Source organism: Arcobacter defluvii (genome assembly GCF_013201725.1).
Lineage (GTDB): Bacteria > Campylobacterota > Campylobacteria > Campylobacterales > Arcobacteraceae > Aliarcobacter > Aliarcobacter defluvii.
Window position 1 is genome coordinate 856,616 of record NZ_CP053835.1, and the last position, 12,953, is coordinate 869,568.

Annotated in this window: 10 protein-coding genes; 5 read left to right on the plus strand and 5 right to left on the minus strand. The window is 25.2% G+C overall.

Going from position 1 to position 12,953, the window contains the following annotated elements:
• Positions 1 to 87 precede the first annotated feature (87 nt).
• A complete protein-coding gene (locus ADFLV_RS04360) occupies positions 88 to 207 on the minus strand; it encodes a FeoB-associated Cys-rich membrane protein (RefSeq protein ID WP_102043401.1) in 120 nt (39 codons plus the stop codon).
• Between the two features lie 279 nt (positions 208 to 486).
• Here ADFLV_RS04360 and ADFLV_RS04365 point away from each other — a divergent pair, with 279 nt between their 5' ends.
• Together ADFLV_RS04365 and ADFLV_RS04370 are read left to right on the plus strand one after the other, a co-directional pair.
• Positions 487 to 2,532 (plus strand): TonB-dependent receptor domain-containing protein, encoded by a 2,046-nt coding sequence (locus ADFLV_RS04365; protein ID WP_129010950.1) that lies wholly within the window; start codon positions 487 to 489, stop codon positions 2,530 to 2,532.
• Between the two features lie 72 nt (positions 2,533 to 2,604).
• A complete protein-coding gene (locus ADFLV_RS04370) occupies positions 2,605 to 3,471 on the plus strand; it encodes an alpha/beta hydrolase (protein WP_129010949.1) in 867 nt (288 codons plus the stop codon).
• A 67-nt stretch (positions 3,472 to 3,538) separates the two neighbouring features.
• On the opposite strand, the gene ADFLV_RS04375 is transcribed toward ADFLV_RS04370, so the two are convergent.
• Both ADFLV_RS04375 and ADFLV_RS04380 read right to left on the minus strand, forming a co-directional pair.
• Positions 3,539 to 5,305, minus strand: coding sequence for a sensor histidine kinase (locus tag ADFLV_RS04375; RefSeq protein ID WP_164968497.1), 1,767 nt, complete (start codon positions 5,303 to 5,305; stop codon positions 3,539 to 3,541).
• On the minus strand, positions 5,289 to 6,023 hold the full coding sequence (locus ADFLV_RS04380) for a response regulator (RefSeq protein ID WP_129010948.1): 735 nt from the start codon (positions 6,021 to 6,023) through the stop codon (positions 5,289 to 5,291). The genes ADFLV_RS04375 and ADFLV_RS04380 overlap by 17 nt, the downstream gene beginning before the upstream one ends.
• 195 nt (positions 6,024 to 6,218) lie before the next feature.
• Between ADFLV_RS04380 and ADFLV_RS04385 the strand changes: the two genes are divergently transcribed.
• From ADFLV_RS04385 to ADFLV_RS04395, 3 genes are all read left to right on the plus strand, one after another.
• Entirely contained in the window at positions 6,219 to 8,441 is a 2,223-nt protein-coding gene (locus ADFLV_RS04385) for a TonB-dependent receptor domain-containing protein (protein WP_129010947.1), read from the plus strand.
• Positions 8,442 to 8,599: 158 nt separating this feature from the next.
• Positions 8,600 to 9,265, plus strand: coding sequence for a DUF4198 domain-containing protein (locus ADFLV_RS04390; RefSeq protein ID WP_129010946.1), 666 nt, complete (start codon positions 8,600 to 8,602; stop codon positions 9,263 to 9,265).
• Positions 9,266 to 9,276: 11 nt separating this feature from the next.
• Positions 9,277 to 10,521, plus strand: coding sequence for a PepSY-associated TM helix domain-containing protein (locus tag ADFLV_RS04395; RefSeq protein ID WP_129010945.1), 1,245 nt, complete (start codon positions 9,277 to 9,279; stop codon positions 10,519 to 10,521).
• 25 nt (positions 10,522 to 10,546) lie between these two features.
• Here ADFLV_RS04395 and ADFLV_RS04400 read toward each other — a convergent pair whose 3' ends face one another.
• Positions 10,547 to 11,230: a response regulator transcription factor gene (locus tag ADFLV_RS04400; RefSeq protein WP_129010944.1), complete on the minus strand. Its 684-nt coding sequence runs from the start codon at positions 11,228 to 11,230 to the stop codon at positions 10,547 to 10,549.
• 58 nt (positions 11,231 to 11,288) lie between these two features.
• Positions 11,289 to 12,854 carry a transporter substrate-binding domain-containing protein gene (locus ADFLV_RS04405; RefSeq protein ID WP_129010943.1) on the minus strand — a complete coding sequence of 522 codons (1,566 nt, stop codon included), beginning with the start codon at positions 12,852 to 12,854 and terminating at the stop codon, positions 11,289 to 11,291.
• Positions 12,855 to 12,953: the final 99 nt, after the last annotated feature.

A 12,953-nucleotide genomic window follows, 5' to 3' on the forward strand; every position in this document is an offset into this window, starting at 1 on the left:
CTCCTTATTTTTAAAATGAATTTTTTTGATTTTTATAGTTATATAGTTGTTTTTATGTTATATAAGTAGAATATTAATTACAATATTTTATTTCTCATTTGATTTGCAAGAGTCTTTTCCACAGTTACAACTATTGTTTCTAAAAACTTTTTTATAAAGATAAAAAAGTGCTGCTAGTGTAATAATTAATAAAAAGAGATTTTCCATTATTTTTCCTAATTTTAAATAAATAAGATATTATCAAATTAAAACTTAAATATTAATGATACTAATTATCAATTTTATTTAAAATTAAGATTAACTCTGTTAATATTCCATTGATTTTTTGTTAATGATTAGTTAAATAAAGCGAACAAACTAAACTAACAAAAACATTTATAATATTTACTAGCTAGCAAAATTTCTAATTATGTTCTCCTAAAAAGTAGCCAGCCAAAAATCAAAATCAAACATAAAAAATATTTAATTTTCTTGGAGGAAAATAGATTGAGAAATTACATCGTAAGTAAAAAACACAAAACTACAAATTATTTAGGTGCATCAGTTGTATCAGCAACAGTGTTATTAACTGCACCAATTATGTTAAATGCAGAAGCAACTTTATTGGATAAAGTTGATGTTGTAAGTACTGCTTCTGGATATGAGCAAAATATTCAAGATGCTGCTGCAACTATTTCAGTTATTACAGCAGAAGAAATAGAAAAAAAATCTTATACCGATGTTACAGATGTTCTTAAAAATGTACCAGGTGTATTTGTAAATGGTGGAGGAAGTAATCAATCAATTTCTATAAGAGGTATGGGTGCTGATTATACTTTATTCTTAATCGATGGTAAACCAATGCAAGGAAATGATGCTTTTAATCCAAATGGAAGTTTTGGTGGAGCTCAAATCAATTTTTTACCGCCATTAGAAGCAATTGAAAGAATAGAAGTAGTTAGGGGTCCTGCTTCTTCTTTATATGGTTCAGATGCAATGGGTGGAGTTATAAATATTATTACAAAAAAACATCAAAATAAAGTAACCGCAAGTATAAAAGCGGAATATATTAAAGCGGATTCTTCAAATAAAGTAAATAATGATTCAAGAAATACAAATATATTTGTAAATGTACCTGTTGTAAAAGATTTATTATCAGTTCAATTAACAGCAGGACTTTTAGATACAGATGAAAGTGATTTTAATGCAGGTGGTTCAACAAAAAGTGCAGGGAGTGATCCTGATTTTAAAAGAGAAAATTTTGGTACAAAAGCAATCTTAACTCCAAATGAAGATAATACAATTACAGCTGAGTATAATTATAGTACGCAAGAAAGAACAACAACTCCTGGAAAAAGTATTTCAACAACTTCTACAGGTGAAGCAACTAAATTAATAAAATATAACTATAATTTGACTCATCAATTTAAAGAAGCTAAATTTTTACTAGATTCATATTTGAATTATGATAATGCAAATAATCCTTCAAGAACAAATTCATCAACAGGTAATGGTATAAAATTTGATACAATCACTGCAAATTCGCAAGGAACATATTTTTTTGATACAAATTCTTTAACAGTTGGAGCGAACTACAAAAAAGAAAAGCTTGAAGATGGAGCAACAAGTTCTTTAAATAATAGTATTGTAGAGATGCAAAGATACCAATGGGCACTTTTTGCAGAAGATACTTGGAATGTAACTGATGATTTAGCGTTAACTTTAAGTGGAAGATATGATTATAATGAAATTTTTGGAAGTGAATTTAGTCCAAAAATTTATGCTGTTTATAGTTTAACAGATAATTTAAATTTAAAAGGTGGTGTAACAAGTGGATATAAAGCACCATCATTAAGACAAGCAGCACCTGATTTTGCAGGAGTTTCAAGAGGTGGAGTTATGATTGGAAATCCAGATTTAACTCCTGAAACAAGTGTAAATTATGAGGCTGGAGTTTCTTATGATAATCCAGATATTGGTTTAGATGGAAGTTTAGTTGTATTTAAAACAGATTTTAAAGATAAAATTACAAGAACAGGAAGAATTTGTCAACCTAATACAGCTTGTACTTATAAAGGAACAATTTATGATGCTCATCAATATGGATATACAGCTTATGAAAATGTAGATAAAGCAGAAATCAAAGGTATAGAACTTACAACTGATTATTATATTTTAGATAATTTAAAATATAGACACTCTTATACATATACACATAGTGAACAAAAATCAGGAGCAAATCAAGGTAATCCTTTAAATGATATCTCAAAACATATGTTTAATGCTGGACTTGATTGGGACGTAACATCTAAAGTTTTATTATGGACACAAGTAAATTATAGAGGTAAAACAGCAGGTTCAAGTAGTAATGCAAGTGATAAAAATCCTGCTTATACATATGTAGATTTGGGTTCAGTATATAATTATGATAAAAAAATAAGTTTCACTGCTGGTGTTTATAATGTAGCAAATAAAGAGGTTACAAGTGAAGATGGATTTGATTATATTTTAGATGGAAGAAGATTTAGCCTAGCAATGAATGTTAAATTTTAATTAAAAGCAAGGATTTTTCTCCTTGCTTATGATTTCTAAAGTAATTATTTTAAAAAAATTATAAGGATAAAAATGAAAAATTTAACAAAGCTATTATTTATCATATCTTTTTTAAATCTTTATTTGTTTGCAAACTCTGAAATAAACGTACAAAAAAATATTTCTTTAGTTGGTGCTGAACAAAATCAAGAATTTGTCATATCTTCAAAATTTCATGAACAAAAATATTTAATACAAGTTTATAAACCTAAAACTAAAGAGCCAAAAAATGGTTATGATGTTGTATATATTTTAGATGGAAATGCAACTTTCCCTTATGCTTCTATTATGGCTCAAGTTATTGATAATATGTCTTATCGTACAAAAAAAACTCCACCTATTATAGTAGCTATTGGCTATGCTTCTAAAGATCTTTTTGATATAAAAGCTAGAAGTTATGATTATACACCACCATATAAAGGTGAGTTAAAGATTTTAGCAAATCGTGGAAGTTCTGAATATTTGCAAGGAGGAGCTGAGAAGTTTTATAACTTTTTACAAAATGAGTTAAAGCCAATAATTGAAGAAAATTATCCAATAAACACAAAAAAACAGACTTTGTTTGGACACTCTTATGGTGGACTTTTTACTCTATATGCTTTTCTAAATCATAGTGAAGATTTTCAAAATTTTATAGCAGCAAGCCCATCTATTTGGTGGAATGATTTTAATATCTTAAAAGAATTAAAAAATAAAAAATTTAAAATAAAAAATCCTAAGAAATTATATTTAAGTGTTGGCGAGATAGAAAATAAAGGAAAAAATCCCAGTGATATTGAAACTTTTGCTTCATATTTAAAAAATACTCAAAATTTAGAAATAAAGATTTTAAATATATCTAATGCTTCTCATATTGAAGCATTATTTCCAGCTTTGAATCAAATTTTTAAATTAGAATAATAAAATTAAAGATGCTTGTATTTTAGATTTTTTTTCGTCTATATTTTAAGTAAAATTTTACTTGATTTTATTCTTTTATTTCACCTAAAATTGTAAATTTTGCACCATTGTCAAAAGTATATGAAATACTTCCCATTAATTGATGTCTTACAATCATATCTATAAGTCTTAAACCTAATGTTTCATTTGAAATTATATTAAAATCATTTTTTAAACCTTTACCATTATCTTTTATTTCAACTAATATTTTTTTATTATTTTGATTAGAAATTTTTATATCAAGTTTTGGATTAATTATGTCAATAAATGCATATTTAAAAGAGTTAGTTATTATTTCATTTAAAATCAATCCATACGGCATAGCTGTTTCAATATTTAAATCCATATCTTCTATAAAGAAATTTATTTCTACATTTTTATTTTTATCATATGTGTTTGAAATAGCATTTATTAAGTCAACAACATAAATTTTAAAAGGAATTTTATTTAAATTTGTAGATTCATAAAGTTTTCTATGTAAAAGCTCCATAGTATAAATTCTTTCTTGTATATCAATCAATACTTTTCTTGTTTTTTCATCTTCAATTTCCTCTTCTTGAAGTTCAATTAAACTTATTGTTAAAGCAAGATTATTTTTAACTCTATGGTGAATTTCTTTTAACAATATCTCTTTTTCTTCAAGTGATTTTGAAATCTCTTTTGTTTTTTCTTCTACTTTTTTATCCAATGTTTTTATACTTTTTTCAAAAAAATCTAACATTGAGTCAAAAGATTGACCTAAAATCCCCACATCATCTTCACCTTTTACATGACTTCTAATATTTTTTTCTCCTTGATTTACTCTCATAGCAGTTTTTGTTAAAGTATTTATATTTTTTAATAATCTTTTAAAAATAAATAAAATTAAAATAAAACTTATTCCAATTGCAATAAGAGTTTCAAATAAAAATATTTCTGAAAGGTTATTTTTATTTTCTAATTGGCTTTTATTTATTGAATAAGCTAAAAATACATTTTTCGAAGGATTTAAATTTAAATCTAAAATCCAAGTTAAAACTTCTTTATTATCTATTTTATGTGTGATAGGTTTTCCACTATTTTTTGAATCTAATATTTGTTCAAGAGTCAAATTCCCTGTAGGAATATTTTTTACATTTGATAACATACTGATATGATATTTCTCTTTTCTAAGTTCTTTGTTCTCTTCTCTCAAAATATTATTTTTTGTTTTTAAAGCATTTGAATTAATCCAAAAAACAGCCATTTTTGTATCTTCAAGTTCAGAATCAATTAATAATTTAGTTTTTAAATGTTTTTTTAAATCCAGTTCAAAAGTCATATGATTAGGATTTAAAGAATTTTGAGAGCATATGAGTTCAAGTATAAAATTTGAGTTTTTTAATTTGTAGTTAAATAAAAAATTTTGTTCTTTTTTTTCCCATTTATTTAAAATATTATTGTTATTTAAAGATAAATTGTAAGTACAAAATTGTGAAATTGAACTTTTTTTCAACAAACTAAACAGATCTTTTTTTTCTAATAAATTATTGATTTTTAAATCTAAACTCTTTATTTCATTTTCAATAATATTTTTTGATAAGTTTATTTCTAAATCTGTTTGCATCTTAAGAGACTTACCAATAATTTTTATCTCTTCTTTTGTAATAAGTAAAGCTCTTGTGATATATTCAATTTCTCTATTTATTGCATTGCTCTGTATTTTTGGTGTAGTTAAAGTAATTTTTATCAATTTAAAAATTATTATAAATAATAAAAGAGAAAGTATAATTTTTGTGGAAAAAGAGTAATAATTAAAATTAAATATTTTTTTCAAAAGTTTTTATCCTGTATCCTTCTTCATATAAGTTTTCAAATGGATTAAAACCAAGTTTAGTTTTTAATCTATATATTAATGAACGTAATTTTGATAAATCATAAACATCTTCTCTATAAATAAAATTGAAAATTGTGTCAAAACTTACAACTTTTCCTTCTTGTGAAGTAAGAATATCAAAAAGCTTTTTTTCTGTTTTTGTTAAATTGAAAATTTTTTCATCAACATATAATTCTTGCTGAATTAAATCAAATTTTATATTTTTAGTTAAATAAATAAATTTGTTTTCTAAGGGTTTAAGAATATTTTTGTTTTTAAAAAAGAATTGATGTTTGTGCATGGATGTATTTATTGCTACTTTTAATTCTTCATTTCTACAAGGTTTTATTAAATATGCATAAGGTTCAGCTTCCATTGCTTGAGTTAAAATTTTGTCATTGTAGTAAGAGGTCAAAAAAATAATTGGAATATGAAAATTTTTCCAAATATATGTTGCTACATCTATACCTGATTTTGTTGAATTTAAATTTATATCTACTATTGCCAAATCAGGATGTCTATTTTGCATATGTAAAATAGCATTATCAGGAGTTGTAGCAATTCCACTTACTCCAAATCCAAGCTTTTTTAACTTAACTTCCATAGCCATAGCTAAAATAGGCTCATCTTCAACAATTAATATATCAAAATTTTTTTTTGAGAAAAAAGTATTAGACAATCTTGACTTCCATATTTTTTAAGAATAATAGTCTAATTCTTATTAAAAATATTTTAATTATAATAGTTATTATCAAAAAATCATTTTTTAATCATTATTCCTAAATATAATTTCATTCTAATGAATTTAAATCGCAAGCAAAAGTACATTTTCTACAAGTAGCCAGCTAAAAATCAAAACTTAACAAGGATTATTATGAAAATTAAAATTGCAAGTTCAGTTGCAGTATTGTTGGTTACTCAAACATTATTAGCAAATGAAACTACAACACTAGATGAAGTTCAAGTAGTATCTTCTGCTTCAGGATATGAGCAAAAAATAACAGATGCCCCTGCAAGTATTTCAGTTATAACTCAAGAAGATTTACAAAAAAAACCCTACACAAATCTATTAGATGCTGTAAAAGATATAGAAGGTGTTGATATTGGTGAAAGTACAGATAAATCTGGACAAGGTACGGTAAGTATAAGAGGTATGGGGGCTGATTATACACTTGTTTTAATTGATGGTAAAAAGCAAAATAATAATGGAGATATTTATCCAAATAACTTTGGTGGTTTACAATTTGCAAATATTCCACCAGTGTCTATGGTAGAAAGAATAGAAGTTGTAAGAGGACCAATGTCTACACTTTATGGTGCAGATGCAATGGGTGGTGTAATAAATATTATTACTAAAAAGATATCAAATGAATGGACAGGTTCTATAAATCATAGTAGAACTTTTCAAACAGAAAGTTATTGGGGAGATAGAGATACAACAGATTTCTCTATTATGGGACCTCTTATAAAAGATAAATTGGGCTTAAGTTTAAGAGGAAGTTATTATGATAATGAAGAATCAAATCCAGAATGGGCTAAAGATAGTTTCAATGGAAAAGATTCAAGTAAATCAAATAGTAGTTTTGGTGCAAATGGTAAAACAATGGATAACCAAAATTGGACATTTGGTGCAGGTTTAACTTTCACTCCAAATGAAAATCATACAATCAAAGCTGATTTCGATATAGCTAAACAAAAATATGATAATACAAATGGTAGTGTAGGAACAGTTGATAGCTATGATACTATATTTAGTACTCAAAGAGTTGGATATGCTCCAATTCAAAGAATGGAAAGAGAACAATATGCTTTAAATTGGGAAGCAAACTGGGACTTAGGTAAGAGTACAATAGGCGTTCATCATATAGAATCTTCAAATTTAGGAAGAAGTTTACCTTTAAATGCAAAGCAAAGACAATATATTAAAGATAATAAATCTAATTGGGCAAATTTAGATGCAGCTATGCAAGATCCTTATTTTGTTGCACTTATGCCAAGACCAACTAGAACTTTAGAGTCTAAAAATACAACATTTAATGCAAAATATGAGATGCCATTAAATAACCATTTTGTTGTTGTTGGGACTGAATATCTAAAAGCAGAATTACAAGATGGTGTATTTGGAATGAGTGAAGGAAAGTCAAATCTTACAAAAGAATATTATCAATATGGATTTTTTGCAGAAGATAATTGGAATATTATAGAACCTTTAACTCTTACTCTTGGTGCAAGATATGATAAGCATGAAGATTTTGGAAGTCATGTAAGTCCTAGAGCATATTTAACTTATAATGTAACTAATAATTGGACATTAAAAGGAGGAGTTGCAACTGGATATAAAACTCCTAAAACTACCGATTTACAAGAAGGTATTACAGGATTTGGTGGGCAAGGTACATCTCCTATGATTGGAAATCCAGATTTAAAACCTGAAGAGTCTGTAAGTTATGAATTAGCAGCTTATTATGAACATGAAAATAAACATAATTTTAATGTAACATTATTTCAAAATGATTTTAAAGATAAAATCGAGAGTGGTGATGTTATAGGTTCTATAGGTGATGAATGGCGAGCTTTAGGGTATGACCCTACGATGAAACAAAATGTTGGAAAAGCAACGATTAAAGGTTTAGAAGTTGCAGGAAAATATTTTATTTTAGATAATTTATCTATTAAAGCAAATTGGACATATATGGATTCTGAAATAGAATCAGATGATCCAAGTACAAATGGAAAACCTTTAAGAAGTAGTCCAGAACAAATGTATAATGCCACTTTAGATTGGCAAGCAACAACGAAATTTAATACTTATTTACAATATTCAGGAGAAGTTAACAGATTTAATTCAAGATATAAAGTAGGAAATGAGTATAAAGATTTGTATTATAAAGATTATTCTATTTGGAATTTAGGTTCTTCATATAAAGTTAATAAAAATTTAACTTTTAATGGTAGAGTTAATAATCTATTTGATAAAGATTTTATGGAATATAATGCAGTTGCAGAAGGTTCAGGAAGAACACCTTATTACTATGAACAATATAGTAATATCACTGCTGGTAGAAACTTTTGGATAAGTGCAAATTATACTTTTTAGAATAGTTAAATAAAATATAAAGTTTTAAAAAAGATAGGTAATTTTCTACTTATCTTTTTTTATTTTATAATTTAATTTCAATAACAATTATCATTTTTGTTAAAAAACCGTTAAAAATCATAAGTTAAAATTTGCACATTAAAAAAAGAGGAGTTACTTTGAAAAAATTAGTTTATTTGATATTCTTATCACTTTTTGCCACAATTAGTTTAAATGCCCATGAAATTTGGTTAGAACTAGATGATAAAAAAGATGAAGCAAAATTGTTTTTTGGACATTTTGATGGAAAACAGTTAGAAAGTGGTGAAAAATTTTCTAGGATAAAAGAAGGTGAGGTTTATCCTACAGAATTGCTAAAAGAAGTTAAAAAAAATAATAACAATATCACTTATGTATTAAATAAAAAAGGTGATATAACAATTGTTAGAACATCTGAACCTAGAAAGGCTAGAGATTCAGAAATTATAGAGAACAAAATTGCTTATTCAAAAGCAGGAAGAACAAATACACAGGTTGTTACTGATTTTGACATTATTCCAATTGAAAAAAATAGTAATACTTTTAAAATAGTTTTCAAAAATGAACCAATAAAGAAATCTAAAATTAGAGTTATTTCTCCAACTGGTTGGGAAAAAACTTTTGATTCAAATGACAAAGGTGAATTTACAATTCATACTCCTTGGATAGGAAAATATTTAATTCAAGCAAATTTTGAAGATGAAACAAAAGGTGAAATTGATGGAAAGGAATATGATAAAACAATTCACGCAATTACATACACTATAGATGTAGAACAAGGTATACCTTGGAATATAAAAAGATAAAGAAGTAAAATATGCATAAAAAAATATGGTTTAAGATACATTGGATTTTAGGAATAACAGCAGGGATAGTTCTTTTTGTTGTTGGAGTAACAGGGGCGGTATTATCTTTTGAAAAAGAGATAACAAGATTTATAAATCAAGATAGTTTTGTTGTAAGTGTTCCAGAAAATAAAACTAAATTATCAACAAAAGAGTTATTAGAAAAGTTTCAAGCAGGAAATCCTAAAGCAAAAATTAATAGTATCTCTATTTCTAGTGATTTAGATGCTTCAGTTGTTTTAAATGTTGAAGGAGAAGGAAAAGATGCTAGAAGAGGAGTAAATTATTATTTAAATCCCTATACAGCAGAAATTTTACCTGACTTAAAAGGAAGAGATTTCTTTTCATTAATGCTAAGATTACATAGATGGTTGGCTTTAGAGGGAGATGCGCGAGAAGTTGGAAAACAAACTGTTGCTATTTCAACAGTCTCTTTAATAATTCTTGTAATTAGTGGTATTATTGTTTATTGGGGAAGAATAAAACACTCTTTTTTCAAAAGTTTCACTTTTAAATTTAAACATAAGGGTAGAGCATTTTTATCAACAATGCATAGTGCAATAGGAATGTGGGTTATACCATTTTATTTGCTTGCTGCATTAACTGGACTTTACTGGTCTTATGGTTGGTATAATACAATGTTATATAAAATAGCAGGTGTTGAAAAACCTCAAAGAATGATGCCTCCAAAAGAACAGCAAAAAGTTGAGGGGCAAAAAGTAGAGCAAAAGCCAATAGCACAAGCACCTAGAGGAGAAAAACCAAAAAGAGATATTTCTCAAATGGGAGAAAATCCAAAAATGCAAGTTCAAAGGAGAGAAGAAAATTCTCAATCCAAATTTGCTGATGTTCAAAAAGCTATAGATATGTTTAATATTTTTATTCAAAAAGATTATTATTCATTTACAGTTAGATTACCTCAAAAAGGAACGATTTATAGTTTTACTTATTTAGATGATAAATCAGACTATTTTAGACATTCAAATACTTTAGAATTAGATATTAATTCTTGGCAATTATTAAAAGATGATAGATTTAAAGAAAAACCTTTAAATGAACAATTAATGAGAAGTATTTTGCCTTTACACACAGGTGAGTATTTTGGGATTATTGGTCAAATTGGTATGTTTTTAGCTTCATCTTTAATGGCACTTTTTGTAATAACTGGATTTATGTTATTTATAAATAGACATAAAAAGAAAAAAGCAAAAAAATAGTAAAGAAGTAGTAAAAACTACTTCTTTAGATTCTAATTAAATATCCTAAATCTTTAATAGTTATTATTACTTCTGTATCTAATTTTTTTCTTAATCTATAAACCATATTTCTCAATGTATTTTCATCAACATTTTCTTTAAAAACAATATTTTCGATAATCTCTTTTGTAACTAATTGATTTGATTTATCCAATAAAAGCTCTAAGAATAGTATTTCATTTTTACTTAGTGATATTTCTTGTTCATTTTTTATAATATTTTTTGTAATGAATGAATAACAAGTATTTTCATCAAGTTTTGTAAGAATTAAATTATTAGTTTCTAAAAAATGTATTACACTATCAAATGCATTTATTAAGTCATCATATAAAATAGGTTTTTCTAAATATTTTATTAAATTAATTTCAATTGCATTTAGTAACTTTTCTTTATCAGTATATGCACTCACAAGAATAATAGGGATCTTTTTATTTAATTCTCTTATAATTTTAGCTGTTTGGAATCCATCTAAATTAGGCATAACGTAGTCTAACATAAGAACATTAGGTTTTTTATTTTCATAGATTTTTAATGCTTCATTTCCATCAGATGCAATAAAAACTTCTTTAAAGAACATTTTTAAAATTCTTGTTATAGTTTCTCTAATTACTATGTCATCTTCTGCATAAAGAATTGATAATGATTTTAATATATTTATATTTTTAATCAAAGTTATAACCTTTTTTTAATAATTATAAAAAACAAATATCATTTTTATATCACGATTATTATTTTTTATCAAATAAAGTGATTTTTGCACCTGTTTTAGAATTTTCTATGATTATTCCCCAATCATTTTTTTCTAATATTTTAGAACTCATTTTTAATCCTAATCCTTTTTGTTCATTATTTAGGATTGTTTTTAATATATCTTTTTTGAAACCTTCACAATTGTCTCTAAAAATTATATTTTTTTCATTTATAAGTATTTCAATTTTCGGAATTTCAATATTTCTAATTTTAGAAATTTTAATACAATTTGTGAATAAATTTAACCAAATATGCATCCATTCATTTTTATTAGCACTTATTTTTAAAGGAAAATTTTCAATTATTTTAATATCAATTTTAGAATTTTTTATTTCAATATCAACTAATTTTAAAACCTCATTTATATTGTTTTTGATATTAAATTCTGAAAAATGATTCTCTTCTTTATAATAATTTAAAAATGTATTCATAGTATCAATCATAAATTTTATAGAATTTTCTGTATCTTTTAATCTATCATAAAAGGCTTCATTATTAATAAAATCTTCTTTTAGTTCATACATTAAAATCATCTCTAAATTCAATGAAGATATTTGTGTTAAACCATTTTTCCATTGATGAGAAATATTGCCTAGTAGTTCTCCAATTTCTGCTTTTCTTTTTTGTTCTATTAATTGCTGTTGTTGTTTTTGATTTTTCTTAATTTCGTTTTTTACTTTTTTATTCAGCATATAATTCCACAAAAGAATTATAAAAACAGCAATTAATAAAGTAGCTAAAATCCAAAGAGCAACCGTAAAAGTGGTAGTCTTTTCAATTACTATAGTTACATATTTATTTATAATGTTATCTATATCTTTTTTTGTGATTTTATTTATAGCTTTATTTAATATATCTCTTAAAATTGGCTCATCTTTTCTTACACCAATTCTTAGATTATTCTCATATCCTTTAGGTTCACCAATTATTTTAAGATTAAATATTCCATTTTTTTTGATAGTGTAAGCCGTAACTATCATAGATCGAAGCGTTAAATCTGCTTTTTGTTCTTCTACAAGTTTAAATGCCTCATCTTCACTATCTGTTGGTATGATTGTAAGATTTGGAAAATCTTTTGCAAAACGTTCAGCCATTGCTGTCTCTTTTGGAAGTGCTATTGATAAATTTTCTTTTGAAATATCTTCAATATATTTTCTTTCAACTCTTCCAACAAGGACATTTGGATCTTCAAATAAAACATCTGTAAATGTTAGCCATTCTCTTCTCTTTTGAGTATCATTTAAAAAACTTAAAATATCACATTTTTTCTCTTTTGAAAAAAGAATACTTTCATCCCAATTAGTTGTATAAATTAACTTAATTTTTATTTTTAATTTTTCTGAAATTAATTTTATTAAATCTGCTGCTATACCTTCATGAAATCCCTCTTTATTTATTTTTTCAAAGGGTTCCCAATCTGGGTCAACACACATAGTTATAGTTTTTTTTTCTTTTAAATAATTAATCTCTTTTTCATTTAAATTTATGTTTTTTGAAAAAAGTGAAGAAATTAAAAATAAAAAGATTAAAAAGATTTTTTTCATAGTTACTCAAATCATTTAAATTTTGCATATTTTACATAAATATGATTCTAAATGCAAAATAATCAAGTAAATAAGTGATATAGAAATGATATTAGAACT

Excerpts from the sequence above, each read along its gene's own strand:
- ADFLV_RS04395 (WP_129010945.1), top strand. The coding sequence starts at position 9,277 with ATGCATAAAAAAATATGGTTTAAGATACATTGGATTTTAGGAATAACA.
- ADFLV_RS04360 (WP_102043401.1), bottom strand. The coding sequence starts at position 207 with ATGGAAAATCTCTTTTTATTAATTATTACACTAGCAGCACTTTTTTAT.
- ADFLV_RS04405 (WP_129010943.1), bottom strand. The coding sequence starts at position 12,854 with ATGAAAAAAATCTTTTTAATCTTTTTATTTTTAATTTCTTCACTTTTT.
- ADFLV_RS04385 (WP_129010947.1), top strand. The coding sequence starts at position 6,219 with ATGAAAATTAAAATTGCAAGTTCAGTTGCAGTATTGTTGGTTACTCAA.
- ADFLV_RS04370 (WP_129010949.1), top strand. The coding sequence starts at position 2,605 with ATGAAAAATTTAACAAAGCTATTATTTATCATATCTTTTTTAAATCTT.